The following is a 25379-nucleotide window of genomic DNA, read 5'->3' on the forward strand; positions in this document are numbered from 1 at the left end:
AACCTAAATCTATTGCGCTTTTGTAATAAATTCACAATGCGTACAACGATACTTTTTAGGTTCTAAAAAAGGAAACAATTTATGCATAAGCGTTTTTCTCAGATAAACTACTTCGGACTTCTGCGCTTTACAATTGGGACAGCTGATCAATTCCCCATTATCATCTACCGCAAAATTACGGACCTCATCAAAAATGGCTTTGGCCCGTTCACTATCCTCACGATATACTTGCAGTTTTATGCCACCAAGCGCGTTACTGGCAAAGGGCTCTACACCAACTATATTGGCATCCTTTAAAGTGACCTCAATCCCTTCGGATTCCAGTCTACCCTTAATAATTTGCACATCTGCCAAGAACTCAAAACTCCCCAATGTCACCAAATCCTTACCCATATACTTTTGCCATTAACGCCACAATCCCCTTTAACTGTTCTTTTGTATTAAACGCATGCAAACAAATCCGTATCCGCTCCTTGCCCTTTGCCACTGTAGGTGCTAAAATGGGTTTTGCCCCAAAGCCATTTTGTTGAACGGCCGTAGCAATGGCCTTGGTTTTTGTATTTCCACCGATTACGGCAATCTGTATGGCAGAACTACTAGGTAAAAATACATGCTCCAAGCCATATTGCACCACCGTATCTTGAAAAAACTTGATATGATCTCTTAGTACATTTTGCCGCTCTAGCCCATCCTTGGTATACAACCATTGAAACGATGCCAAGACCATGGCCGCGCTAGGTGGTGCCAGAGCTGTGGTATACATAAAACTGCGGGCAAAATTAATGAGGTAGGTCTTTAAGTCCTTGGCGCCCAAAACTGCCGCCCCATGGCAACCCATGGCCTTTCCAAAGGTGATGATACGGGCAAAGACCGCATTTTCCAACTCCGTACCTGCTACCAATCCCTTCCCAAAAACGCCAAGGGCATGGGCCTCATCCACCACCAAATACAACTTGTTGTCCGTACAGTAGGTTGCAAGCGCTGATAAATCCGGAATATCCCCGTCCATGGAAAAAACGGATTCTGTTACCACATATATTTCGGCCGTGTTTGGTTCTGTTTTTTTAACTCGATGAAGCACTTGGCGTAAATCCTGCAGATCGTTGTGTTTAAACTTATAGGCTTTGGCCTTGCCCATTTGAATGCCGTCGCGTATGCTGGCATGTACCAGTTGGTCATACAAGACCACATCACCCCGCTGCGGCACGGATGAAAAAAACCCGATATTGGCGTCATAGCCCGAGTTAAACAGCAAGGCACCCTCCACATTAAACTTTGATTGCAAATACGTTTCAAGCTCTTCATGGATGGCATGGTTTCCCGAAAGTAATCGTGAACCCGTTGCCCCGTGGAAGGTTTTATAAGCTTGTAAAATACGGGCTGCACCAGCCTGAATTTCGGGGATTCCGGCAAAACCGAGATAGTCATTGGAAGAAAAATCCACCAGATCTGATGCTTTGTCCAAACGGCGAAGGGCATCTTCCGCTTTGCGAGACGCTAATTTATCCGATAGTTTTACTGGGAACTTGGGCATGAATCAAAAATACGATCTTTATACATATGCCGTAGCTTGGATTTTTCCGGCAGAGGCAAAATAAGAAATTGATTGGTACGCTGAATACGTTGAGATGATTACGGATTCAAAACATCCATATTTCCCAGTTAAAGTTCACCTCCGCTAGCAGGCAGCCACTATGCCGATCATGGAATCATATTAAAAATAGATAATGAAGGGACGCATTTGGGAATCATGGAATTATGGAAAATCGAACAATAAACCTTAGCTGTGCAGGCAGTAGCGTGACGCTCGCGCTAGTTGGGGCATCGCTTGAAGCTGAAGGTGCAACTATTTATTATTGTTTATCAATAATTTTTTTATATTTGTTATCGTAAAACAATAATAAATGAAATTATTTGGACCAAAATCTTTGTCTTATTATCTCTTTTTTGCAAGCCGCATTGCTGCGATAGGCAGTATCCTTCTCGTTGCCTATATCTTACTCTCGTTGGGCCTTGGAAATTATACCTTAGTAAAGGGCCAATTTCAAATTCCTTTACCACCTTTTGGCAAGACCTATATCAAAGGTTTTTATGAAACGGACGTTATTGTTACGATTAGTTTGTTGATGGTATTTTTTACCGTTTTCTTTTACTTGCTCTCCAATATTCTAAAAACATTTAAAGCAGAAAAACTGTTTACGTCAAAAGCCATTGCCCAGCTTCATTATTTTGCCCTATTGAATTTAGTGGTGGGACCTCTACTTTACCTTATCATCCACGTTGCCATCATGCAAAAAGCAAATTTCAATGATATCCACAACCTATTTTTAGGGTTGATCTTGGGTACTTTTGCACTTTTTACCGCCGCCGTTTTTAAGCGTGGCTACGAAGTACAGGATGAAAACGATTTAACCATTTAACCATGGGTATTATTGTAAACTTGGATGTGATGCTCGCCAAACGCAAAATGAAGAGCTACGAACTGGCGGAAGCGGTGGGCATCACCACGGCCAATCTGTCCATACTAAAAACGGGCAAGGCCAAAGCCATACGCTTTTCCACTTTGGAAGCCATTTGCAGAACGCTGGATTGCCAACCGGGCGATATTTTGGAATATCATTTATAAAGATCCCTTTTAAATCTCTAAAGTGTTACCTTTTTCTGCTCGTGGGGATTAGTGGCATCCCAAAGGTCTACCTTAAGAAAACGGGCAATTTCTTTTCCCATTTGTAGGGATACCGTAGCGTTATAATTAAAATAAACCCGCTTTCTCCCTCCCTTCTTAAGCCACAGGTTTACCTCGTACCGGACGGGGGCACGGGTATTAAAATTTACAGAATAGGATTTGTGGGCCTTAAATACGGAAACGTAAGCTACGGGAGATAGTTTTTTCCATTGTCCAAATCCAAACATTCCCAACTGCCACTGACTTTTAATCCTACCCAACTTCCTATCGATTAAAATGCTATTGTTCTTGGCTAAGAGCACACCAATACCTGCCAAGACTATGGCCATATAAAGGGGAGAAACTTGAAATTTTTCGTACTCATATTCAGGTCTTAACATATTATATCCCGTAAAAAACAGGAGCAGGAAAAAAATGCTCAGGGAAAACGCCAAGGTAGATAGCAATAATTTTAACAAAGGTGGCCTACCTTCAGAAATCACGATATGCTCTTGATTTTTCATCCCTACAAAAAAAAGAAAAAAGAGGGTGCCAAAAAAAACCGAATTTAGTTGCTGATAAAAGCAAGCCCCCACCAGTGAATACGCGGGGGCTTAAAGTCCATACATTGGAGACCTAGTTAAGATAGGGACATGGCCATACTATCAATTCCATTTTGGTATGGTACACCCCTTGCCATCCCAAGGATATTGCCCCGCCGGCAATGCCTCTTCCACAGTGATCAATGGTAAAAAAATCTCTGCATCCATGGCCACTTCACCAGCTTGCAGGTTAAGGCCAAATATGCTTCTAAGTTGATTGGCTCCTGTATTGGGCACGGTTACGGCAGCATCTACCACCTCACGGCTCAATTCTTGCCTGCCTGCATAAATTTTGGCCCAACGTTCTGCCACCGGAATTTTAATGAGCATCCCTTGGTTACCATCACTGGTTGGGGTCACGTGCATGGCTTCGTCTAGGATATCCGTTACGGCCATTTTGTCGTTAATCTCCTTATAGTCATAGGTTCCGTTTCCCGCAAACAAGTTATTTATTAAAGTTAGTTTGGCCCCTTTGTTATAAATGCCGCCCATATGGCCGTACCCCAAGGTATTGTTCTGTACGGTGGCCACCAAGTTTTGGTCAAACGCCAACGCATCCCCACCGTAAGAAGCAATGGCATCATGTTTCCAGGTAAATAAGGAGGTATTGTTCTTAATTTCAAAAACTGGGAGTTTTGTCTCGTCCGTGCCCACATAGCCGGTCCTGGCATGGATGCCATAACCGGTATTGTTAATGCTAAGGTTATTTTGCACTACCCCCTTGCCGCCTTGGAAGACCCTGACCGAAATAGCGCCTTCCGAAGGAGCGGTATTCATGACCACACAGTTCATTACGGCAATATTGGTAAAGTTACTGCCCACAATTACAATACCGCCAGACTCTGGGGAAGGATTTTGTAAGGTCTTGGGGCTTGCCTTTCTTCTAATGGCCAGATTTTTGTCTTGATGGTATCTATTTCTGGGTCCGTTGTCTACGATGATTCCGTCTACGATAATAACCCCACCCGTAGATTTTTGCCCATTGCTTTCGCGTTGTTGATCTGTTCTTATATAGATTCTTGGCGTGGTCAACTTTTTATACTCATTGGTGCCCGTGAAAATGGATTTATGGGCACCCCATGGGTCTCTCTTGCTAAATGTGGTATCATATCCACCAATAATGGTGACTGGGACATTGATTTCATCGGAGCCCCTAGATCCTTTGCTCATATATACTCCTTCCGCAACATGGATACGGTCATTGGGTTTTAAGTGATGTAAGATGTTCCCCAAATCCTTGGCAGGCCTTTCTTGGGTACCCAATTGCCCAGAACCGGTGTTTTTGCTTACGTACCAGTCCCTGCCCCCATTGGAAAAATTAGTAGAGGTGTGTTGTGCCAGTGTTGCGCCAATGGTACAAAAAAAGACCATGGCAACTGCTTGTATTTTTTTCATTACAGTAAAGTTTAAAATGATTTTAAATGTTACAGCAAGGTAATTGACCTGCAAATGGTTTTTATCCGTGAAATCATTACCTTAAAAAAATCCATGAAATCATAGAGGCCCCTTTTTGTAGGGAACGTCTTATTGGGACATAGGAAAGCATGTACTTTGTACTTGGGATGCGATGTTTAAGATACCTTGATCATCCCATTCTTTTTTGCCTGTGTTCCCAAACCCTAAAATCCGTCCGAAGGGAAATGGCGTACCAGTCCAAATACCGTAGGCAGGACCCTATTTATGAAGCTCGTACTCCAAAACTACCTTAACCAGGCCAGCGGTATTTCTGGTTCCGGTTTTAATGAGCATGTTACGCCTATGGGTTTCTACCGTACCAAAACTTATAAAGAGCTTATCCGCTATCTCTTGTGTGGTGTGTTCTTCTAAAATGAGTTCCAAGACTTCCTTTTCCCGTCTGGATAGTTTGGGAAACAAGCCTTCTGGGGAATGCTTCTTTTTATGGCTCCCCATGGTCGTAAGAATGATTTCGTTGGATGCCGCATCTAGGTACATTTTGCCCTGATAAACCGTTTCAATGGCATGGACCAGTTCATCTTGGCCCGCATTTTTAAGGACATATCCTTTGGCCCCATTGCCCAGCATCATTTTGATAAGGCTACTTTCCTTGTGCATGGTAATGGCAATGATTTTTAGGTCTGGGTATTCTTTTACCATTTTCTTACAGGCCTCAATCCCGTTCATTCCTGGCATATTAATGTCCAATAGCAGCACATCTGGTTGTAATTGTGGGAGCAGTTCAAAGGCTTCCTTGGCATCTAGGGCATGGCCAATAACTTCAATACCATCCTTGTGCCCTAGTAAAAGTCTAAACCCATCTATTACCATCTTATGGTCATCCACTATCAGTACTTTAATCATAAGGGATAGGTTTTGGTTGGTCTCCTAAAGATAGTAAAACTCAAAACTACCCTCATAACCGTATCCCTTCTTCCAAAAGAAAACCGGTAATTTCATCATCTTCACTATGTACCGATCCATTTACGAAATAGGGCCGGTGATAGCCATCCTTAAATGTCATAAAACCGGAATACTGATAATGTCTAGTGTTGTCTTTGGCCGTAATTACGCCAATACCGGTAAGCTTATAGTTCTGTAATGTACCGTGGGCATCGGTAAGGTTCACCATATAATTGGCAATGCCGTCTGCCAAGGTGGGTGTGTAATACTCTGGTAACATCGCTTCTGCGATATCATCAAAATCCTTGGCCAAAAGGGCTTGTGAAAACCCATGAAATATTTTGGCCTGATCATAACAGGTTTGGACTATGTGCCCATCATATTTAAATTTTTCGCTTTTTCCGGATGCTGAATTAATGATTTCCACGGTTATGACCTCACAAGCGGCCTGTTCCTCCTTTGGCAGGCCCCCAAAAAACATACTCGCGATGTTGGTAGACGTCTGGCCCGTACTTAGGGTATCCAACATTTTACTGTTTTTTACAATAATGTTGAACGCACTTTGCCCACTGGCATTTGCTGTTTTATTGAGGCTCTTGGTATATGTGACCGTGGCACCGTAATGTGCGGCTATCTTATCCATGGCGTTCTGTTGATTCTCTGAAGCACAGCCTACACACAGAACAACTAGGAGGCAACAAAATATTGTTTTCATAAGTTGATATTTATAAGGTTTCATATTGATTTTTAAGATAATTGGACACCTCTTCTTCCAAAGCTTTTATCTCCGCTTTTTTGGTATACCAGAGGATGCCGTAAAACAGCAGTCCGCCAACAAGGGTAAAAAAGAGCAACAAAACAAAGGTGATAAACATCCAAGAATGCATGATGTTGATGTTGCCAATGACCCTGAGCTCATCGCCTTTGGGAATAACGACCACCATGGCCGCTTTATCAACGACATTCAACGCCTTTTTGTTCAAAAAAGCTTGTTTAACCTTGTAATTTGGAAATTTCTTTTGGAGTTGTTCCTTGGCCCCAAAAGCATCAAAAGGTGAGGGTAATGTAAACGCTGTCATACTTTTATTTTGATAAGCGCAAATTAAGAACGCTCAGCTGGGTAGGCATCCCCCTATTCATCTATGGGCAAAAAATCTATGAATTCATGGATTTTTGAACAGCGCTGCTTCTATATCTTTGATTTCAAAATTATTGGCTACATTACTTTCCCAAAGTTTAACCATAGAAACCTATTGCCAATGCGCCCTTGGACCACAACATTCCTTTTTACCCTTGTATTTGCCCTAGCGGCCATTGGCCATGCACAAAAAAGCCCGGACCAAGAGCTTGATAGCCTTCTGCAGTTGCCCTTGACCCCTATTGAAAAAGTAAAAAACCTGCATTTATTGGCATCTAAGTACCGCTATACCCCACCCACAAAAAAAATCTTGGACACCGCCTTGTTCCTGTCACAAAGGATAGGGGACAATTGGATGCGTTCCAATAGTTATTACGCCTTGGGCAACTATTATTTTTACCGGAGCCAACTAGATTCCTGCCTAAGTGCCCTAGACTTGGCAGAGGAGCATCTCAGCTTTGGGGACCATATGTTAAAGGCCTCCATTTTATCCACACGCTCCGGAGTATACAGTCGTTCTGGCGACGTGCTACTTTCCATCGATGCGGCCATAGCCGCAAAAGGACTTTTGGAACAGCTAGATACCATTCCATTGGATTCCACCGACCGCATTAAAAGAAAGGGGAAATTACTGACCGTCAACAACAGTCTGGCCAATCTATACCTAAAAATAGAGGATATGGACCTTGCCTTGACCACCTATGAAGAAGCGTTTAGTTTGGCAAGCAAACTGGACAATCCGCCGGGCATGGCCATCATATTAAGTAATAAGGGGGAACTTTTGCACCGGATGGAACGCTACACGGAAGCCCTTAAGGTCTCCAAAGAAGCTAAAAAGCTCAAAGAAGACGCCAAACTTCCATTGCGGTACATAGCCCTATCAAACTATAATATGGGCAAGACCTACCACGCCATGGACAGTATAGCACTGGCCCTTGCACTGTTAAACAAGGCATTGGATCAAAGCCAACAGGCATCCTATGAACGGGGGCAAATGTTGGCACTTGCGGAGCGCGGTTCGCTATACCTTGCCCAAGACCGCATAGAAGAGGCTAAGAACGACTGTAAGACGGCCTATGAACTTGCGGAAAAAACCAAGGAGGTAGATGCAAAGATTAGCAGTTGCAACTGCCTTTACCAAGTGGAAGAGCAACTGGGAAATACAGAAAGCGCCCTTGGCTACCATAAAAATTACACCAAACTAAAGGACTCCCTCTTCAGTGAGAAAAACGTTAGGAACCTTACGCGGGTTACCATGCAGTACGAGTTTGACAAAAAACAAGAAGCGCAAGCACTAGCGGCCAAGGCAAGGGATCGCAAACGAAACCTATTACTCGCCGCCTCTGGCCTTTTGGTCATTTTTGCCTTGATACTCGCCTCCTTTTTTAAAAAACGATTACAATACAGGCAGACCATATCACAACAGGAACAAAGCCTAAAAAACCAAGAAATAGCGCGGCTGGAACAACAACAAAGAATTACGGCAATACACGCCATGGTCAACGGCCAGGAAAAAGAACGCGCAAGAATAGCCAAAGATCTGCATGATGGTCTAGGAGGGTTGTTAAGTTCCGTAAAATCCCATTTTATCGCCACACACCAAAAGATCAAAGAGCCAAATATCATTGAAAAAACTACGGCATTGATTGATGAAGCCTGTACCGAGGTACGCCGCATCTCCCACAATATGATGCCCCATGCCCTAGCCATTTCCGGTCTGGAGGATAGTGTGCGGGATATTGCAGAGCGCCTGGAAGTGGAAAGCTATGAAGTAACTTTGGAGATACAAAACCTGCCTAAAATGGACCACACCCAAGAGGTGATGGTTTACCGCCTAATCCAAGAAATCATTGCCAACATTAAAAAACATGCGGAGGCCAAACATATCCTAATCCAGTTATATAGCCAGGAGAATAGGGTCTACCTTACCATTGAGGACGACGGCAAGGGCTTTAATGTTGCAAAAGCCAGGAAAACCAAAGGATTGGGCTTGGAAAATATGGAAAGTAGGGCCGCCTATTTAAACGGAAGTTTGGATTGGGATTCCAAAATGGGTTCAGGAACTACCGTGAACCTTAGCTTTGGGGTTTGAGTTCACTACTTTTACCAAAGGTTTGGAAACCTTTGAGCTTACCTTCAAAGTCATAATATGTCGTGAGGTTTAAAATGATCATGATTGCTGAAAAAAAGTAAAGATTTAATATCAGAGCGATACCTAAGTGCATGCATACAATGCCAATTAACCAGAATCTACGAAGTGGTTTGTGATTAATCAAGAAATAAAATATTTCCTGCAATATCACAAACCAGCCCATGCCAATCATCACCCATGGATAATCTGCCAACCATTCTAGTTGTAGATTAAAATCTAAATTGGAATAGGGCAATGTAAATGTTTTCCAGATTGATTCACCATTGCGCCAATTATAACCCAGGAGCTTATCAAAACCGGAAAAAAAGTAGGCAATGCACATAAATATGCCCATGTATTTTCTAATAATAGGAAAATCTAACCTAGCCCTTAAACCATCTATTTTCTTATGGAACAAGATTGCATCCAAAGAAAATGAAACATTACTAGGAAGAAAACAAAGCAGAAACAAACAAATACTAGCAAAATAATCCATCCCGTAATTAAAAAACGTATTGGTCTTCACTATGGAAATATGCAAAACCAATAGAAGGAAAGCAGATGGCTGGGTAAAAAGCCCAACCAATAAAAATAGCACAAATAGGATAAAAAGTAATAGTGTAAGTTGAAACGTGAAATCAATATCCCAACCAAAGTACTGAGACCATCTTAAAAGGCTCATATCATAAGATCCTAGATAAAAGTTGGTGACCTGGTTTGGAATGAGGGAACCACTACCGAACAAGTAATCAAAATCGGCATAAATAGCACTAATATGCGCTATTAAGAACAGTGCGATGGCTATCCTGAAAAAAACCAGATAAAGGGTTTCTCCAGTGCTTTTGGAATTATTATTTGTAAAGATGGCCCCAAACTTCATTTCTGCTATAGGTTTTAGATTGTATCATTGTATAAATGGGCTTCATATCAGCATCCGCTTTTAATTGACTTAACAGTGGATGATGGTATAGATAAACGTTAGAGGTTACGTAAGCACTTCTCTCAGTATCCAAGAGCACCCGCGTTGAGAGACCTTTAAGAAAAATATCGCATTTCTTGATATCCATGGAATCTGGCCTTTGATTAAGGTAGGCTTCAAACATTAGATAGGCACTTTTAACCCTGGTGCCGGTCTCCTTAACCCTAAACAACGGGAAATTTGTTTTTTGCAGCAAAATACTGTCTTTAGAAAACACCTTAAATTCAGTAATGTATTCACTCGCGACATTAGGTGCAAAAAACCCAAAACCTGTATCAAGGCCCGTATGTGATAAAAACGTAGCTATAGGGTTTTCAAGAATAAAGTTAGTAGCACAAAGTAGCGTGTTGCCCGTTAAAAGCGTATCTGCTTTATCTTCATAATAAAACTCTGTATAAGAGGTAATAGTGCTCCTAACATTGACGCTAATGGTCAAAACGAAAACGATAAGAAATAGTAATTTATATAGTCTCATAATCAAAAAAATAAAAACGCCCAATGTTTTCATAGGGCGTTTTAATAGGTGGCTTACCTGTAATTATCCATGACGGCATCAATGTTTTTTTGATGACTTGCCATTTCATCGGCCGCAAACTTTTTCTTTCTCCATATAGTCTTAGAAAAAATACTTTTGGCCGCCTTCTCATTAACTACGGCAGTTTTAGAGCTTTTATGGACAGCCACGGTTTCTTGCCAACCTTCAACGCCGCGCAAATCTGACAAATCTAGGATTTCACCAGAAAGGTCAATTTTGTTTGCCTTTTTGGAAAAGGCTTTTTTTTCCTTCCAACCTTCAATGTTGATTTTTTTTAACACATCTTCAATGTCCATTTCCAAATTCATTACTTGGTAATTTCCGTCCCTTAATTTTACCACTTTTCCTTGCTGTGTACTTTCAAAAGAAAACAACGTTAAGGATAGGACAATCCCTACTGCTAGAATTACATTTTTCATACTAATATTTGATTTAAACTAAAACGCACCTATGCAATTTTTGGGCTGCTAGATACTTGCAATACGCCAAGAATTCCCATCAATCGGTTTAATTTTTTTTTCTAATGTTGGCTCCATATATTTTTATTCTACCAAAGAGGTGTTCATAGCCATCATTGTTTAAATCTTCCCGAATTTCTTTGGTTCTTTATTTTTTGGGGACAGTTGATTATTAAGACTATTTCCCTAAAAAAGTCTGTTCTACCATTTTCCCAGATTGCTTTAATGCCTTTATGGCCCTATTGATGCTTAAGGTGGCCTTTACCTGTCTTGCTACGGAATGGCTATCTATTTCCTCTAAAATCTGAGGTACGCTCACCATTAAAATTTTAATGTTCTCTTCAAGGATTTTAAATTCATCCTTGGGTTCGGCCGCCGCAATGGAAAGTTCCTCAGCTTCATTTGCGTCTTCAGTTTCCGTTTCACCCTCGCCATCGGCATCGCCTAAAATCTGGTTATCCTCTGCGTTGATTTCCGATACCATACCGTAATGAAAATCGAATGTGGTGTTGTATATCTCAAAAGCAGCGGCCACAAATTGGTCCACACTTTCAATGTTGGATTTGGCCTTTGGTGGGGTCAACCTTTTTTGTGCCTGTACCCAGCCCAAAAAAAATAAGCTGAGACAGCAGATGATGGTATTTTTCATTTTTCTTGATTTTTATAAAAAAATGGGGCGTATCATAGAAAGAATACAGTACGCCCCCGTCTTTGCAGAAACGTGCCTATTTGGCGTTAATTCTATATTTGAACCTATTGGCCACAGATCTGTTCTTCATGGCCACGGTAATCACCTTGCCTTTTACTCCCGTCAACGTAAAGGTCTTTGTTTTTCCGTTCCTATCATTGGGAAAAGTATAGGTCTTAAGGTTCCGGTTAACCCCGTCCCGTCCATGGGAACAGATAACCACTTTGGTCTCTGCCCTACCATCAAACTTGTTGATGGTAATCTTAACCGTATTATTAAATGAAGGTGGGGTTACAAACGTACTTTGGGTTTGGCCGGTAATACTTCCGGTTTCATTTCCCCCATCTATTTCCAAATACCTAGGGCCAATGGTAGCGGAACGGTTGCCTGCAATATAGTTCCAGGCCCGCTTCACTTTCTTTACTTTATTTTTAAAGGGAACTAGAGAAATATTGGGCTGCCAAGGACCAAATTTTTCCCACGTACGATCCGCCATACGCTCCCCATTACTGCAACTTTGCGCTTGCACGTTAGCTACCAAAAAGAATAAAAATACGGTACTTAAAAGAATTGAATTTTTCATGATTTTAATGATTTTAATGATGACCGCAAGGTATAGGAAGCATAGCCACTGAACATCCATCTAATCTGGTACCCATAAAAAATCCATGAATTCTGGTAACAAAAAAACCCGCTGTGAATACAGCGGGTTTTCTTTCTTTGAGTTTAAGTGCATCAATCTGCCAACACAATGATTTTGTTGGCCTTCATCTCAATGGTGCCGCTAGAAATGGCCAAGATGGTCTCCCCGTTATTGCCGATGGTAAACTTGTGTTGAAAATCTTCATCTATTTTAAGGTCTCCCTGAATCTTTACGTCACCTGCCTGTAATAATGAAAGAACGGGGGCGTGGTTCTGTAACATCTGGAACTCACCATTGACTCCAGGAACGGTAACTGAACTTACCTCACCGGAAAATAAAGTGGCTTCTGGGGATACGATTTCTAAATACATATTTTTTATCATTTAGAGTGACGAATTTAGTGTGAGTGGAGTTCCAAAAACCCTGAATTCCAAACCCTATCTTAGATTATGCCTCAGCAAGCATTTTCTCACCTGCTTCAATAGCCTCTTCAATAGTCCCTTTTAGGTTAAAGGCTGATTCTGGCAAGTGGTCCAATTCGCCATCCATAATCATGTTAAACCCTTTAATGGTTTCCTTAATATCCACCAATACCCCGGGGATACCGGTAAACTGCTCTGCCACGTGGAAAGGCTGAGACAAGAAACGCTGTACACGTCTCGCACGGCCTACAGCTAACTTATCTTCTTCAGAAAGTTCCTCCATCCCCAAAATAGCAATGATATCCTGTAGTTCTTTATAACGTTGTAACAACTCTTTTACCCGTTGTGCACAACTATAATGGTCTGCACCCAAGATTTCCGGCGTTAAGATACGGGAAGTGGAATCCAATGGATCTACCGCTGGATAAATCCCTAACTCTGCAATTTTTCTTGAAAGTACGGTAGTGGCATCCAAGTGGGCAAAAGTTGTTGCCGGTGCTGGATCTGTTAAATCATCCGCAGGCACGTAGACCGCTTGTACGGAAGTAATGGAACCTCTTTTGGTGGAGGTAATGCGCTCTTGCATGGCCCCCATCTCGGTTGCCAAGGTTGGCTGGTACCCTACGGCAGAAGGCATACGACCCAATAGCGCCGACACCTCTGAACCTGCTTGGGTAAAACGGAAAATATTGTCCACAAAGAACAGAACGTCCTTTCCTTGTCCGTCTCCAGCACCATCACGGAAATACTCAGCAATGGTCAATCCCGATAGTGCCACTCGTGCACGTGCGCCCGGTGGTTCGTTCATCTGACCGAACACAAAAGTGGCTTTTGATTCTTTCATGGCCGTTTTATCCACTTTGGACAAATCCCAACCACCTTCTTCCATGGAATGCAAGAAGTCGTCCCCGTATTTAATAATACCAGATTCCAACATCTCACGTAGCAGGTCGTTACCTTCCCTGGTGCGTTCACCTACACCTGCAAATACGGAAAGTCCACCATGGCCTTTGGCGATATTATTAATGAGCTCTTGAATCAAAACGGTTTTGCCCACACCGGCTCCACCGAACAATCCAATTTTACCCCCCTTGGCGTAAGGTTCAATAAGGTCTATCACCTTTATTCCTGTAAACAGCACCTCGGTAGAGGTAGAAAGGTCTTCAAATTTTGGGGCCTCGCGGTGAATTGGCAATCCATTTTCACCTGCCTTTGGCAAGTTCTCCATACCGTCTATGGCATCACCGATTACATTGAACAGACGTCCGTAGACCTCTTCCCCAATGGGCATCTGAATGGCGCTACCGGTAGCTACCGCTTCTGCACCCCTGCTAAGACCGTCCGTAGAATCCATAGAAATGGTCCTTACCGTGTTCTCGCCTACATGGGACTGGACCTCAAGTACTAATTTATAACCATCTGCTTTAACGATTTCAAGGGAATCGTAAATCTTAGGAATCTCTGTACCGGATTCAAATTCAACATCAATAACGGGTCCGATGATTTGGGCAACTTTACCTGTAACTTTAGCCATTACTTGCTTATTTCTTTTTATTCGATTTGTTCGCTGGAAAAAGGCTTGTTTTTCCGGCTGCAAAGATAGGTTTTTCGTTTTGTAAATTGAAACTTAGGGTTTGCTTTTTTTCTACAACAAAAAAGGCATCCAAAACTGGACACCTTTTTATACTTAAATATAGTTACGTTTTAAGGATTTATGGTCCAGGAGACATAGTACTGTGCACCAATAAAACCAGTCCCAACGGCGGTAAAGTACTCTTGGTTCAATAGGTTGGCGCCACCTACTTTAAAGATGGAATCTATGCTAGGCACCGCAAAGCTTACTTGGGCATCCAACACGCTGAACGAAGGCACGTCACCATCAGCAAAAGCATTTTGCCAAAGGAAGGTATCCGACCAGCGATAGTTGATATTAAACCCAACGTTTTTAAACACTTGGGTATTCCCAAAGGAGGCTTTTACCTTATGCTCCGGGGTGTTAAACTGTGGTCTAAAATCCGGATCGGCCGCTTGGTCAAATTCAAAATCCGCCCAAGTATAATTAATGCCAAAATCAAAATCACCAAAAACCTTAGCTTCAACCCCGATGGTGGCCCCATAGGACTCCACTTCTGTTAAGGAATTCGTATATACTTGAAAAACCTGCGTGTCTTGGTTACCTAATGCCTGTAAAGAGAGGGAATTATCTCCAACCTGTCCGTAAAGTGGAACAATGACGTTTCGTTGTGAGATAAAATCATTAAACTGGTTGTAATATACATTTCCATCAATGGTCACCTTACCTATTTGGCCTCGATACCCCACCTCTAATGCAACAACCTGCTCAGGCTGAACTAGATTTGTATTTGAAGCTTCTATTCGCCCTTGTTGAAGTGCACTTGCTGAAAAGGCATTTTCATACGCATCCCTACCCGTTAGGGTCACGTTAGACAAACCGGTATCTATTTGGCCTTCTGGAGAAACTGGTAATGTTATGGAATAACGGTCTAAATTGGACGGTGCTGAACCCACCAATATGGCAGCCCCTGCATTTAAACCAATAAACAAATCCTGAGTTGTTGGGTTTCTAAATCCTGTCTGCCATGATGCCCTAAAGTTGTGGTTTCTATTTTCACCTGCGGTATAGGTTAACGAAGCTCTTGGGGAAAAGAAGCCATCAAAAAATTCGTTTTTGTCATAACGTACGGAACCGGTGAATTTTAACCTATCATCCAAAAATTGCTTTTGAATCTGGGTATACAATCCGAATTCGCTGTAGGAAATTGGACCATCAATATCCGTAAAAATAGTTCCTTGGGAATTGAGCTCATATTCCCTAAAAGAACCACCCACCTGAATGTCTGCAAAATCAGCCGTTAAGTGACTAAAGTTGTAATTGGCATCCACATGCCTAAGTTTTGTCCTGTCTATAAATCTAGAGCCTGTGGTCAAATCCCCATCGGAGGTTACCGCGTTAAAAGCACTTTGAAATTCTGGTGTACCAGGCAACAAACGTCCTGTATCAGCGGCAGCTCTTGCAGCAGCATGTGCCTGTTCATCGGTAGCCAAAAGACCACTGCCAATACCTAACTTGGCCCCAATAAAAGTCTGGGCATATTGTTGAAACCATTGTTGATCACCTTTCCATCGTCGGTTGATATTGATGGCCGTAAATCGGGTATCATAGGAATCTCCTGCATTTTCCGAGGTAATATAACCACGGACAAAGAAATTATCGTTTCGTATCTCTAGCTTGTGTTGCTGCAAGGAAAAGTTATCGATATAATAGCGGTTGGCTCCTTGGTAAAGCGTAGAACCCCTTCCAATTCTGCTGTTCCAAACAATTTCCAAATCATCTCCAAAAGGACGATAATGTACAGCACCATCAAATTTAACACTTTGGGCGTCGTAATCGGTCAAATCACTTTCTAAATAACCTGTTCTAGTTACTCTGGCACTCCCAAGCGTTCCGGAAGGAAGCCCTGCCAATGCATCGAAGTTTAAGGGGATGGAGAAGTCATCTCCATAAACATTCAAACCATCATACGCCGGATTGCTGCGATCTGCACCTGGATTGCTTAAATCGGTCTGATTCACCGCAAACCAATCCGTTCCTTGCATGTAAGAGAAGTTTGCTTTTACCGCAAATTTATCGCTAAAGGCATGGGCCGCGCGAATGCCCACATCATAATATGGATTGTCCCCAGCAGCCTCTTGTGAGGTTAATCCGGTTTTAAAATAAGAGCTAATGCCTTGAAAATCAAAAGGGCTCTTACTTCTCATAAATAAAATCCCATTAAAGGCATTGGCCCCGTAAAGCGCGGAAGAAGCACCTGGGAGAATTTCTACGCTCTGAACGTCCAAATCATTCATGCCTACCAAGTTTCCAAGCACAAAATTTAACGCCGGAGAGGAATTATCCATTCCATCTACCAACTGCATAAAACGGGTATTGGCAAAGGATGCAAATCCCCTGGTATTGATGGACTGGAAGGTTAAACTGTTGGTATTGATGTCCACCCCTTTTAAATTTTCAAGTCCGCCATAAAAAGAGGCTGCAGCGGTATTTTGAATTTCCTTGAGTCCAAAACGCTCCACGGAAACGGGGGATTCAAACAGGCGCTCCGGAGTCCTTGAGGCCGAAATCACAATTTCATCAAGCATCGTAGAAGATTCATTTAAAGTAACGGTAAGGGTTTGGTTATTGGCCGTTACGGTGACCTCAGCATCCGTATACCCAAGGCTCGTCACCCGTAAATTAAAAGGAGGTGCCTCATTGGTGGTCAAGGTAAAGTTGCCATCAAAATCTGCAACGGTACCCTCAGATTTGCCCACAACAATGACATTGGCACTTGGGACGGGCTGGCCGCTATCATCGATTACCTTACCGGATACGGTGGTTTGGGCATAGCTAAGCCCCCCTAGCATAACAAAGAATGCTAAAATTAAATTTTTCATTAGACTTGAATTTTGAGTTAAGTTAGTTTTCAGTGAGTCCTGCAATTGAATGGGAAATATACATTTTTTTGACTTTACACACACTAAAATCTACCGCAAATTATGCATGCATAATAGTTTTCACGCAAAAATTACCTTGTAGAAGTATGAAATCAATAAAAAAGTCGCCCTTTTAAGGCGACTTTTATAATATCTACGGCTTGGTTTCTTTATTCTACGGTAACCGATTTTGCCAAATTTCTTGGCTGGTCCACATTACAACCACGCATTAACGCAATATGGTAGGAGAGTAGTTGTAAAGGTATAGTGGTCAACAAGGGCGTAAGCGGTTCTGAGGTTTCTGGTACCTCTACCACATGGTCTGCAAGTTCTTTAACGCTTTCGTCTCCTTCTGTGACCACGGCTATAATACGGCCGCTCCTAGATTTGATCTCTTGGATATTGCTCACCACTTTTTCATAATGGCCCTTTCTTGTGGCAATAACCACCACGGGCATTTCCTCATCAATAAGCGCTATGGGGCCGTGCTTCATCTCTGCGGCAGGATAGCCCTCTGCATGTATATAGCTTATCTCCTTTAATTTTAGTGCACCCTCTAGGGCGACAGGAAAATTATACCCACGACCCAAATATAAACAGTTGGTACTGTCCTTGTATTCTGTGGCAATAGTTTCAATAAGGGCGTTGGATTCCAATGCTTTTTCAACCTTTGCCGGAATACCCTCCAACTCTGTTAGGTAACCGTGAAATTCGGCCTCGGAGAGCGAGCCCTTCTCTTTGGCCAATTTTAGCGCAATGAGCGTTAATACCGTTATCTGTGTAGTAAATGCTTTTGTGGAGGCCACGCCAATTTCTGGACCGGCATGGGTGTATGCCCCAGCATGGGTTTCCCTTGCTATGGAACTACCTACTACATTGCAAACACCAAAGACAAAGGCTCCTTTTTCCTTTGCCATTTTAATAGCGGCCAAGGTATCTGCGGTTTCGCCAGATTGTGAAATGGCGATTAAGACATCATTCTCCGTAATTACCGGGTTTCTATATCTAAATTCCGAGGCATATTCTACCTCCACAGGGATTCTGGCCAAATCTTCAAAGATATACTCTGCCACCAATCCAGCATGCCAAGAAGTACCGCATGCCACAATGATGATACGGTTTGCATTTAAAAACCGTTCCATGTTTTGGTCTATTCCCGCCATTCTAACGATACCCTCATCTGCCAACAATCTACCTCTGTAGGTGTCTTTAATGGCTCTGGGCTGTTCATAGATTTCCTTGAGCATAAAATGGTCATAACCCCCTTTTTCAATTTCTTCAAGATTCAGCTGTAGTTCAAGAATATTGGGGTAGGCAATGGCATCATTCTTTATTTTACGGAGTTTTATTTCCTTGCCTAAGCGGATTATTGCCATTTCCCCGTCTTCCAGATACACGGCATTGTTGGTAAATTCAATAAAGGGTGAGGCATCAGAAGCTATAAAATATTCACCATCCCCGATTCCTATAGCCAATGGGCTGCCCAATTTGGCCACCACAATTTCATCTGGCTTGTTCTTGTCAAAAACCGCAATGGCATATGCTCCCACAACTTGGTTCAAAGCAATTTGGACCGCTTTTCCCAGCATGACACCTTCTTTGTTCTTTACCTCTTCTATAAGATTGACGAGGACTTCTGTATCCGTATCCGAATGAAATTCGTACCCACGGTTAACCAATGCCTTTTTGACGGACTCGTAATTTTCAATGATTCCGTTGTGGATAATGACCAAATCTCCGGAGTTGGAATAATGGGGGTGGGAATTAACGTCATTGGGAACCCCATGGGTGGCCCATCTGGTATGCCCAAGTCCTAATTTGCCATTGGTAGAAATAGAGACTTTACTTTTACGCTTTAAATCTTCTACTTTACCCTTGGTCTTGGATAAGTTGGTATTCTCACCATCGAATAATACAATACCTGCACTATCATATCCCCGGTACTCGAGTCTTTGTAATCCTTTAATAATAATGGGATAGGCTTCCCTATGCCCTATATATCCGACGATGCCGCACATAATCTGTTGTGTTTGTTTGACTTTTGCAAAGGTAACCCCAAATAGAAACTAGCGTTACGTTAACTAGATATGCTAACGTAAAAAATCTATAAGTGGTATTCTGCACATCTAAAATTAGTTGGGTTCCGTGTAGAATAATTGAAGTTTTAGCTTTTTGTCCTCATCTTCAGGGGCCACATTAGCACCAAAAAGCACTGTTCCCAAGGGGTTTATCGTAGAAAACACCGGTAAAAATTGCAGGCCATCCGCTATTTGGGCCTCCAATCGTTGTGGTTGGCCCAAGTTAGAGGTAAGGCTAAGTCCAAGTGTCACATTTGCTTCACCACGCACCACTAAATCATTGATGTACTCTGTAATCCTAACGGAATACTTAAACCCGCGGCCCGCCTCATCCCGCTCCAGCACTCCATCATAAATGGGAAACTGCCTTAGGGTAAAATTAGAATTGGACAGATCATTTGCACTTGTTAATGGTTGGCCTGTTTCCAGTTCAAACAAATACAGTCTTGGAGGCTCATTGAGGGAATTGCTACTTGCAAAGCCCTCTTGATCTACAAAAAACACAAGATTAGCCTCGTTGATGATCCAATTGTTATCCCTGATTTGGGAAATGACAGAAGTGCCGTTTTCATCATCGAACAAATTGAGTTCTGCATAAGCCCCGGAACCGCCTTTTAAATAAATTCTTTCCGCGTTGTTTGATGCATCCAAGGCTGTTTGTATATTGGTTGGATACGGTTGGTCCACAAAGGTATTAACGGCATTGCCTGAAGTAGTCCTGGTTTGATTATTGACCTGCAAAAAGGATAGTACCACATCATCTTCCTCCACCTCTATACTACTGGTATCCGTTTCATTGTCCGTTACAAAATCATCGTACTCATAGGTAACGGTAATTCTTGCCTGCGTTAAATCCAACAAAATCATTAAATCATCCGCTTGGCTTGGGGTCAAGCTTAGGTGAATGCCCCTAAAGAAATTACTAAAATTGGTTTGGCTGAATAATTCTGATTGTCCTTCTTTATCCAACAACTTCTCTTGGAAAAATTGTGGGTCTAACTTAATACGTATACCCGGGTTCAGTCTTTCTACATTTAAGGTAGATTCATCAACATCTTCCGTTTCTGGATCATCTTCCTGTAAAAAAAGGTACTCCTGATTACTGATGGTTACGGTAGTATCTGCAAGTATGGCCCCGGAAAAGCTGGGTATATTCGTGTTGGAAAAATACGCTTGATCTTCAAGAAAGTTGGTGTTGGGGTCCAAATCACGCAGAAAAAAAGTAGATTCTTCCACCCTTATATTTAATTGCGACCCCACAATTTGGTCTGATGGTATGGAACTGGAAAAGATACTATCCAACCCAAAGAGGTTTGGAAAGGGCCTAGGTGAAAAATCTTCCTCTTCACCGGTTTCGTTGGCATCTAGTGGGTTTGAGTTGCGTCTGGTCTCCTCCGCATCACTTACCCCATCATTATCACTGTCACTGTTGGCATCGTTTGGGTCAACGTCCAATTCATCAGCAACGCCATCCCTGTCCCTATCATTAAGCTCATCCGGGACCAATTGGTAGGGCAAGTACAAAATCACTTCCTTTACCCTTTCATTCTCTGGAATGGTATTGTCATTGTCATCCGTGGCAGCGGTAGCTTCCGTTTCTTGTGTAAAACTACCAAATGAGTTCCTAAGGGCGCCGGTGGTTTGGTTGATCGGTAAACTAACTTGGGAAGTAATGGTAGCTTCCCTCCTGCCAAATACAGGGTCATTGTAGACTCCTAATTGATACAACGGCAATTTGTTGGTCTGGACCGCTTCAATATTCTTATTGGCCACAAACACATCAAATTCCGCAACGTTGGTTTGGAAGGGTTGGCCTCCAATTACCCCCGATCCTAATGTTTCCAACTCTTCTTCACAGGCAGACAATGCCGCAACCAGTACCAATGCCTTGACCAGGGTCAATGCATATTTTGTAATAAAACCCATTCGTTTTACTTTAAAACCTCTGTATTATAGAAATTGGTGTAGGCCTCCTCCGTTTCCTGAAAGGAAACATAAGGCAAGGTGGGCTTACCCGCTTTGGAAATGTGTTCTGCCAGTTCTGGTGACACCCCTTCCGAGGCTAAAATAATGGCATCGGAATAATCCACTGCCACCTTTAACAAATTATTATAGTCCGGGTCACTCAATGCTTGGGCTTTGTCCTCTGCGATGCCATCAAATGCTATTTTTCCCAACATTTCTTTGTTAAGGCTGCCTTCGTAGCCTTTTTGGTAAACGGAGGTTACGATCTTGCTGTCCGCAAAGATGGGTTCATCTGCGTAATACTCCCTTAAATAGAGTGGAAGTAAAGAGGACATCCATCCATGGACATGTATAATGTCCGGAGCCCAATTTAATTTTTTAACGGTTTCCACAACGCCTTTTGCAAAAAATATGGCCCGTTCATCATTGTCAGGGAACAAGTTCCCCTCTTTGTCCTTAAAAGTTCCCTTTCTTTTAAAATATTCCTCGTTGTCTATAAAGTATACCTGTATTCTTTCCCTAGGGATTGAAGCTACTTTAATGATCAAGGGCATGTCCATATCATTGATGACCAAATTCATTCCCGAAAGCCTAATCACCTCATGTAATTGATGTCTTCTTTCATTTATGTTGCCATATCTAGGCATAAAAATCCTAATTTGGCCCCCTTTGCTATTGACCATTCTTGGGGATTCATAGGACATTAAAGAGACCTCGTTCTCTGGTAGGTAGGGTACTAATTCTGAAGATACAAACAATATCTTTTTGCCAGTCATAAAAGGTAGTTTAACTTTTAGAAAAAAACGTAGCCGCAAAAATACGAAATTTATACAGATTACCAGTATTTATGGTATTTTTGCACGCTTTTGCAGCTTGATTATGATGGTTTTAAGACAAAAAAGGGGATTACATGGGTTTTTAAACACGCTAGATCCCAATCATTCGCTAGGCCTTGTGCCAACTATGGGCGCATTGCATTTTGGGCATTTGTCGCTTATCAAAAAAGCACTTGTGGAAAATGAGACCGTAATCGTCAGTATCTTTATCAATCCTACCCAATTCGACAACCGGAACGATTTGGAGAAATACCCCGCCGATCTAGAAAAAGACATCGCCCTTTTGGAAGACCTTCCTGGTGATCTAGCTGTATTTGCGCCCCATAAGGATGATATGTACGACGGACAAGTTGCGGCCGCATCCTATAAATTTAACGGTTTGGACAAAGTTATGGAAGGAACGTTCAGGGAAGGCCATTTTCAAGGGGTTGCCACCATAGTAGAACTTTTGCTGCGCACTGTTGCCCCCAAAAGGGCCTATTTTGGGGAAAAGGATTTTCAACAGCTACAAATCATAAAAAATGTGGTTGCACAAAAAAATCTTCCCGTAACCATTGTTGGCTGCCCTATTGTAAGGGAACCCAATGGCCTGGCCATGAGTTCCAGAAACGAAAGGTTGTCTGCAAAGGCTAGGGAGCAAGCGGGTTTCATCCACCAAACGCTGTTGACTGCCAAATTAAAATTTGGCACGGAAAATGCTCAAGAAATAAAGGATTGGGCTTTGGGAGTCTTTAACAAAGCAGAAGGCTTTAGATTGGAATATTTTGAAATTGTGGATGAGACTACCCTAACCCCGATACAAGCAAAACAGAAAAACCTAAAATATAGGGCTTTTGTTGCCGTTTATGTAGAAGACGTTCGGCTCATAGATAACATGGCCCTCAACTAAAAGTCATGTACGTAGAAGTAGTAAAATCAAAAATACACCGGGTAAAGGTCACTGGGGCAGATTTAAATTATATTGGCAGTATAACCATTGATGAGGACTTAATGGATGCTGCAAATATTATTAGGGGAGAAAAGGTGCAAATTGTAAACAACAACAATGGGGAGCGCCTAGAAACCTATGCCATACCCGGACCTAGAAATTCTGGTGAAATTACCTTAAATGGCGCAGCAGCACGTAAAGTTGCCGTGGGTGATGTACTCATTTTAATTACCTACGCACAAATGGATTTTGAGGAGGCAAAGACTTTTAATCCATCATTGGTTTTCCCGAACGAGGAGAATAACCTATTGACCTAGCTTTGAAAAACTCGACCAAAAAAGCCTTAAAAACAATCATCCCCATTGCATTAGGGATTTTTTTGGTTTGGTACTCCTACCAATCCACAACAGTGGAGGACCGTAAACAAATTATAGAAAACATTGGCAATGCCAATCCTTTATGGATAGGCCTTTCTATACTCATTGGGTTTTTAAGCCATCTTTCCAGGGCCATCCGTTGGAACTATGTATTGTTGCCCTTGGGATACAGCCCTCGCATCAGCAACAATTTATTAATTGTTTTTATCTCATATTTTGCCAATCTGGGCATTCCCCGGTCAGGGGAATTTTTACGGGCCACGGCACTTACCAGCTATGAGAAGGTTCCGTTTGAAAAAGGCTTTGGTACCATTGTAACAGAACGTGTCATTGATCTCATTATGCTCCTACTGGTCATCGGCATTACGTTGGCACTGCAAACGGACATCATCGTCTCTTATCTCAATGCAAGTGGATTTGGGCTATTGCTATCAGGTATTGTGTTGTTCCTTGGTATTTTTGGACTGTTCATTGTGGTAAAGCTTATCAGGAAATCAAAATCTGGCCTCGCCATTAAAATCAAATCGTTCTTATCCGGATTGCTAGATGGTGTTTCCAGTATTTTAAAAATGAAGGATAAATGGGCGTTTATAGCGCATACCATATTTATTTGGGCATGTTATGTTGGTATGTTTTGGGTCATAAAATTCACGGTAACGGACACCATCTCCCTAGATTTCTCAGAGCTTTTAGTAGCCTTTGTAGCAGGGGCCTTTGCCATGACCGCCACCAATGGTGGCATTGGAGCCTATCCTATCGCCGTTGCAGCAGCGCTTGCTTTATTTGACATCTCGGACACCTCTGGAAAAGCGTTTGGGTGGATTATGTGGATTTCCCAAACCCTGATGGTGGTGGTTTTTGGGGCAATATCATTCCTACTGTTACCGTTATTGAACAGAAACCGATAACCCTAGACCCATGACCCGTATTTTACTCGTTTTTATTGGTGTGGTATGCCTTAGTGCCAAGGCACAGGTAACCAAAGAAATTTTTGAGTCGTTTAAACTTCAAGAAAGACGGGACGTCTCCTACTATTACCCAGAAGACTACACAGAAGATAAAAAATACCCTCTAATTATTGTTTTGGATGCGGATTACCTTTTTGATATCGTAGTGGCAAACACCAAATTTTATAGTTCACAAGGCAGAATGCCGCAGGCCATTGTGGCTGGCATTCACCAAAGCAAGGAGGAACTTCGGTGGTATGATTGTGCCTTTGATGAAGAAAGTGGCCTACCGGATGAGAAAGCAAAACTATTCTACGAATTTATAGGCACGGAGCTAATTCCTTATCTGGACCTTAACTATAGCACAGCCCCGTTTAAAATGATCGTAGGTTATGATATCACGGCCAACTTTAGCAATTACTTTCTTTTTAAGGAACGTTCACTGTTCAATGCCTATTTAACAATTTCTCCCCTACTCGCACCAGAAATGGAAAATAGGGTGCCATCCAGGTTACTGGACCATGAAAAAGAAATTTTTTACAATTTAGTGTTGGAAAAGGAAACTACGGACCACAGGCAACGTCTGCTTCAAATGAACAACGCGATCGCCTCCATACAAAAAGAGAATATCCATTATTTCTTTGACCAGTATGAAGAACCAGACCATGTGGCCATCGCGGCCTATGGCATCAGCAAGGCCTTTGACAATATTTTTAAAAGTTTTAGACCGATAAGCAAAACGGAATACAAGAAGGAACTCTTACTTTCCCAAGAACCTGCAATAGATTATTTGACCAACAAATACGATATGATCAAAAAACTCTTCGGATTTGAAAAAGAGGTACTTCTTAATGATATCATGGCCATTTATGCAGCATCCTTAAAAAAGGAAGATTATGAATCCATGAAACCCTTGTCCGAAATCTGTAAGGCGCAATTTCCCGAAACCATGTTGGGCTTCTATTTTGAAGGAGAATATTTAGAACTGATCGGGGAGCCCAAAAAAGCTTTTAAAGCTTTTGAAAAAGCGTTTCAAATGAATGAAATTGATTTTTTGACCAAGGACATGGCACTCAATAAAATAGATGCCCTAAAAGCTGACTTCGGCTATTAAAACGCTTTATTTTTAAACATT

25 protein-coding genes are annotated in these 25379 nt (G+C 42.1%); 7 read left to right on the forward strand and 18 right to left on the reverse strand.

Annotation, left to right across the window (positions count from 1 at the left end; genetic code table 11):
- Positions 1 to 9: 9 nt before the first annotated feature.
- The gene (locus I595_RS06015; RefSeq protein ID WP_054558470.1) at positions 10 to 393 is read right to left on the reverse strand and encodes a putative signal transducing protein; all 384 of its coding nucleotides are present in this window, start codon (positions 391 to 393) and stop codon (positions 10 to 12) included.
- Positions 386 to 1534 carry an aminotransferase class I/II-fold pyridoxal phosphate-dependent enzyme gene (locus tag I595_RS06020; RefSeq protein WP_054558471.1) on the reverse strand — a complete coding sequence of 383 codons (1149 nt, stop codon included), beginning with the start codon at positions 1532 to 1534 and terminating at the stop codon, positions 386 to 388. Before I595_RS06020 ends, I595_RS06015 begins: the two co-directional genes overlap by 8 nt.
- Before the next feature lie 370 nt (positions 1535 to 1904).
- On the opposite strand from I595_RS06020, the gene I595_RS06025 reads away from it, so the two are divergent.
- Positions 1905 to 2420 (forward strand): DUF2975 domain-containing protein, encoded by a 516-nt coding sequence (locus I595_RS06025; RefSeq protein WP_054558472.1) that lies wholly within the window; start codon positions 1905 to 1907, stop codon positions 2418 to 2420.
- A 2-nt stretch (positions 2421 to 2422) separates the two neighbouring features.
- Entirely contained in the window at positions 2423 to 2626 is a 204-nt protein-coding gene (locus tag I595_RS06030) for a helix-turn-helix domain-containing protein (protein ID WP_054558473.1), read from the forward strand.
- Positions 2627 to 2643: 17 nt separating this feature from the next.
- Here I595_RS06030 and I595_RS06035 read toward each other — a convergent pair whose 3' ends face one another.
- The 5 genes from I595_RS06035 to I595_RS06055 all read right to left on the reverse strand — a co-directional run bounded on the left by I595_RS06035 (position 2644) and on the right by I595_RS06055 (position 6704).
- The gene (locus I595_RS06035; protein ID WP_157449656.1) at positions 2644 to 3189 is read right to left on the reverse strand and encodes a hypothetical protein; all 546 of its coding nucleotides are present in this window, start codon (positions 3187 to 3189) and stop codon (positions 2644 to 2646) included.
- Between the two features lie 141 nt (positions 3190 to 3330).
- Entirely contained in the window at positions 3331 to 4662 is a 1332-nt protein-coding gene (locus I595_RS06040) for a hypothetical protein (protein ID WP_157449657.1), read from the reverse strand.
- A gap of 279 nt (positions 4663 to 4941) precedes the next feature.
- On the reverse strand, positions 4942 to 5586 hold the full coding sequence (locus I595_RS06045; RefSeq protein WP_054558476.1) for a response regulator: 645 nt from the start codon (positions 5584 to 5586) through the stop codon (positions 4942 to 4944).
- A gap of 52 nt (positions 5587 to 5638) precedes the next feature.
- Positions 5639 to 6340, reverse strand: a complete 702-nt coding sequence (locus tag I595_RS06050; protein WP_157449658.1) for a hypothetical protein — start codon at positions 6338 to 6340, stop codon at positions 5639 to 5641.
- Between the two features lie 10 nt (positions 6341 to 6350).
- On the reverse strand, positions 6351 to 6704 hold the full coding sequence (locus I595_RS06055) for a hypothetical protein (protein WP_054558478.1): 354 nt from the start codon (positions 6702 to 6704) through the stop codon (positions 6351 to 6353).
- A gap of 78 nt (positions 6705 to 6782) precedes the next feature.
- On the opposite strand from I595_RS06055, the gene I595_RS06060 reads away from it, so the two are divergent.
- Positions 6783 to 8855 (forward strand): tetratricopeptide repeat-containing sensor histidine kinase, encoded by a 2073-nt coding sequence (locus I595_RS06060; RefSeq protein WP_172675910.1) that lies wholly within the window; start codon positions 6783 to 6785, stop codon positions 8853 to 8855.
- Here the strand turns inward: I595_RS06060 and I595_RS17335 are convergent.
- The 11 genes from I595_RS17335 to I595_RS06115 all read right to left on the reverse strand — a co-directional run bounded on the left by I595_RS17335 (position 8839) and on the right by I595_RS06115 (position 21932).
- The gene (locus tag I595_RS17335; RefSeq protein ID WP_157449659.1) at positions 8839 to 9390 is read right to left on the reverse strand and encodes an HTTM domain-containing protein; all 552 of its coding nucleotides are present in this window, start codon (positions 9388 to 9390) and stop codon (positions 8839 to 8841) included. The genes I595_RS06060 and I595_RS17335 overlap by 17 nt on opposite strands.
- 355 nt (positions 9391 to 9745) lie before the next feature.
- Positions 9746 to 10348 (reverse strand): hypothetical protein, encoded by a 603-nt coding sequence (locus tag I595_RS06070; protein ID WP_157449660.1) that lies wholly within the window; start codon positions 10346 to 10348, stop codon positions 9746 to 9748.
- Positions 10349 to 10401: 53 nt separating this feature from the next.
- On the reverse strand, positions 10402 to 10827 hold the full coding sequence (locus tag I595_RS06075) for a hypothetical protein (RefSeq protein ID WP_054558482.1): 426 nt from the start codon (positions 10825 to 10827) through the stop codon (positions 10402 to 10404).
- 217 nt (positions 10828 to 11044) lie between these two features.
- Complete coding sequence (locus tag I595_RS06080; protein WP_054558483.1) at positions 11045 to 11515, reverse strand: hypothetical protein; 471 nt, start codon at positions 11513 to 11515, stop codon at positions 11045 to 11047.
- 76 nt (positions 11516 to 11591) lie between these two features.
- Positions 11592 to 12137: a hypothetical protein gene (locus I595_RS06085; RefSeq protein WP_157449661.1), complete on the reverse strand. Its 546-nt coding sequence runs from the start codon at positions 12135 to 12137 to the stop codon at positions 11592 to 11594.
- A gap of 152 nt (positions 12138 to 12289) precedes the next feature.
- Complete coding sequence (locus I595_RS06090) at positions 12290 to 12568, reverse strand: F0F1 ATP synthase subunit delta/epsilon (RefSeq protein ID WP_054558704.1); 279 nt, start codon at positions 12566 to 12568, stop codon at positions 12290 to 12292.
- Between the two features lie 76 nt (positions 12569 to 12644).
- On the reverse strand, positions 12645 to 14153 hold the full coding sequence (gene atpD / locus I595_RS06095) for a F0F1 ATP synthase subunit beta (RefSeq protein WP_054558705.1): 1509 nt from the start codon (positions 14151 to 14153) through the stop codon (positions 12645 to 12647).
- 170 nt (positions 14154 to 14323) lie between these two features.
- Positions 14324 to 17074, reverse strand: coding sequence for a TonB-dependent receptor (locus I595_RS06100; RefSeq protein ID WP_054558485.1), 2751 nt, complete (start codon positions 17072 to 17074; stop codon positions 14324 to 14326).
- A gap of 209 nt (positions 17075 to 17283) precedes the next feature.
- A complete protein-coding gene (glmS, locus tag I595_RS06105; RefSeq protein ID WP_054558486.1) occupies positions 17284 to 19131 on the reverse strand; it encodes a glutamine--fructose-6-phosphate transaminase (isomerizing) in 1848 nt (615 codons plus the stop codon).
- Between the two features lie 114 nt (positions 19132 to 19245).
- Positions 19246 to 21117, reverse strand: a complete 1872-nt coding sequence (locus tag I595_RS06110; protein WP_054558487.1) for a DUF4270 family protein — start codon at positions 21115 to 21117, stop codon at positions 19246 to 19248.
- A gap of 5 nt (positions 21118 to 21122) precedes the next feature.
- Positions 21123 to 21932, reverse strand: a complete 810-nt coding sequence (locus I595_RS06115) for a glycogen/starch synthase (RefSeq protein ID WP_054558488.1) — start codon at positions 21930 to 21932, stop codon at positions 21123 to 21125.
- Positions 21933 to 22038: 106 nt separating this feature from the next.
- Between I595_RS06115 and panC the strand changes: the two genes are divergently transcribed.
- Genes panC through I595_RS06135 form a run of 4 tightly spaced genes read left to right on the forward strand, consistent with a single transcriptional unit; the run spans position 22039 to position 25358 of the window.
- Complete coding sequence (gene panC, locus I595_RS06120) at positions 22039 to 22881, forward strand: pantoate--beta-alanine ligase (RefSeq protein ID WP_245628245.1); 843 nt, start codon at positions 22039 to 22041, stop codon at positions 22879 to 22881.
- Positions 22882 to 22886: 5 nt separating this feature from the next.
- On the forward strand, positions 22887 to 23237 hold the full coding sequence (panD, locus tag I595_RS06125) for an aspartate 1-decarboxylase (RefSeq protein ID WP_054558490.1): 351 nt from the start codon (positions 22887 to 22889) through the stop codon (positions 23235 to 23237).
- Between the two features lie 2 nt (positions 23238 to 23239).
- The gene (locus I595_RS06130) at positions 23240 to 24205 is read left to right on the forward strand and encodes a lysylphosphatidylglycerol synthase transmembrane domain-containing protein (RefSeq protein ID WP_054558491.1); all 966 of its coding nucleotides are present in this window, start codon (positions 23240 to 23242) and stop codon (positions 24203 to 24205) included.
- Positions 24206 to 24215: 10 nt separating this feature from the next.
- Entirely contained in the window at positions 24216 to 25358 is a 1143-nt protein-coding gene (locus I595_RS06135) for an alpha/beta hydrolase (protein ID WP_054558492.1), read from the forward strand.
- Positions 25359 to 25379: the final 21 nt, after the last annotated feature.

It is taken from the genome of Croceitalea dokdonensis DOKDO 023 (genome assembly GCF_001306415.1).
Lineage (GTDB): Bacteria > Bacteroidota > Bacteroidia > Flavobacteriales > Flavobacteriaceae > Croceitalea > Croceitalea dokdonensis.

What these genes read in the sequence shown, in the direction of transcription:
- I595_RS06015 (WP_054558470.1), bottom strand. Translation starts at nt 393, where the DNA reads ATGGGTAAGGATTTGGTGACATTGGGGAGTTTTGAGTTCTTGGCAGAT.
- I595_RS06020 (WP_054558471.1), bottom strand. Translation starts at nt 1,534, where the DNA reads ATGCCCAAGTTCCCAGTAAAACTATCGGATAAATTAGCGTCTCGCAAA.
- I595_RS06025 (WP_054558472.1), top strand. Translation starts at nt 1,905, where the DNA reads ATGAAATTATTTGGACCAAAATCTTTGTCTTATTATCTCTTTTTTGCA.
- I595_RS06030 (WP_054558473.1), top strand. Translation starts at nt 2,423, where the DNA reads ATGGGTATTATTGTAAACTTGGATGTGATGCTCGCCAAACGCAAAATG.
- I595_RS06035 (WP_157449656.1), bottom strand. Translation starts at nt 3,189, where the DNA reads ATGAAAAATCAAGAGCATATCGTGATTTCTGAAGGTAGGCCACCTTTG.
- I595_RS06040 (WP_157449657.1), bottom strand. Translation starts at nt 4,662, where the DNA reads ATGAAAAAAATACAAGCAGTTGCCATGGTCTTTTTTTGTACCATTGGC.
- I595_RS06045 (WP_054558476.1), bottom strand. Translation starts at nt 5,586, where the DNA reads ATGATTAAAGTACTGATAGTGGATGACCATAAGATGGTAATAGATGGG.
- I595_RS06050 (WP_157449658.1), bottom strand. Translation starts at nt 6,340, where the DNA reads ATGAAAACAATATTTTGTTGCCTCCTAGTTGTTCTGTGTGTAGGCTGT.
- I595_RS06055 (WP_054558478.1), bottom strand. Translation starts at nt 6,704, where the DNA reads ATGACAGCGTTTACATTACCCTCACCTTTTGATGCTTTTGGGGCCAAG.
- I595_RS06060 (WP_172675910.1), top strand. Translation starts at nt 6,783, where the DNA reads ATGAATTCATGGATTTTTGAACAGCGCTGCTTCTATATCTTTGATTTC.
- I595_RS17335 (WP_157449659.1), bottom strand. Translation starts at nt 9,390, where the DNA reads ATGGATTATTTTGCTAGTATTTGTTTGTTTCTGCTTTGTTTTCTTCCT.
- I595_RS06070 (WP_157449660.1), bottom strand. Translation starts at nt 10,348, where the DNA reads ATGAGACTATATAAATTACTATTTCTTATCGTTTTCGTTTTGACCATT.
- I595_RS06075 (WP_054558482.1), bottom strand. Translation starts at nt 10,827, where the DNA reads ATGAAAAATGTAATTCTAGCAGTAGGGATTGTCCTATCCTTAACGTTG.
- I595_RS06080 (WP_054558483.1), bottom strand. Translation starts at nt 11,515, where the DNA reads ATGAAAAATACCATCATCTGCTGTCTCAGCTTATTTTTTTTGGGCTGG.
- I595_RS06085 (WP_157449661.1), bottom strand. Translation starts at nt 12,137, where the DNA reads ATGAAAAATTCAATTCTTTTAAGTACCGTATTTTTATTCTTTTTGGTA.
- I595_RS06090 (WP_054558704.1), bottom strand. Translation starts at nt 12,568, where the DNA reads ATGTATTTAGAAATCGTATCCCCAGAAGCCACTTTATTTTCCGGTGAG.
- atpD (WP_054558705.1), bottom strand. Translation starts at nt 14,153, where the DNA reads ATGGCTAAAGTTACAGGTAAAGTTGCCCAAATCATCGGACCCGTTATT.
- I595_RS06100 (WP_054558485.1), bottom strand. Translation starts at nt 17,074, where the DNA reads ATGAAAAATTTAATTTTAGCATTCTTTGTTATGCTAGGGGGGCTTAGC.
- glmS (WP_054558486.1), bottom strand. Translation starts at nt 19,131, where the DNA reads ATGTGCGGCATCGTCGGATATATAGGGCATAGGGAAGCCTATCCCATT.
- I595_RS06110 (WP_054558487.1), bottom strand. Translation starts at nt 21,117, where the DNA reads ATGGGTTTTATTACAAAATATGCATTGACCCTGGTCAAGGCATTGGTA.
- I595_RS06115 (WP_054558488.1), bottom strand. Translation starts at nt 21,932, where the DNA reads ATGACTGGCAAAAAGATATTGTTTGTATCTTCAGAATTAGTACCCTAC.
- panC (WP_245628245.1), top strand. Translation starts at nt 22,039, where the DNA reads ATGGTTTTAAGACAAAAAAGGGGATTACATGGGTTTTTAAACACGCTA.
- panD (WP_054558490.1), top strand. Translation starts at nt 22,887, where the DNA reads ATGTACGTAGAAGTAGTAAAATCAAAAATACACCGGGTAAAGGTCACT.
- I595_RS06135 (WP_054558492.1), top strand. Translation starts at nt 24,216, where the DNA reads ATGACCCGTATTTTACTCGTTTTTATTGGTGTGGTATGCCTTAGTGCC.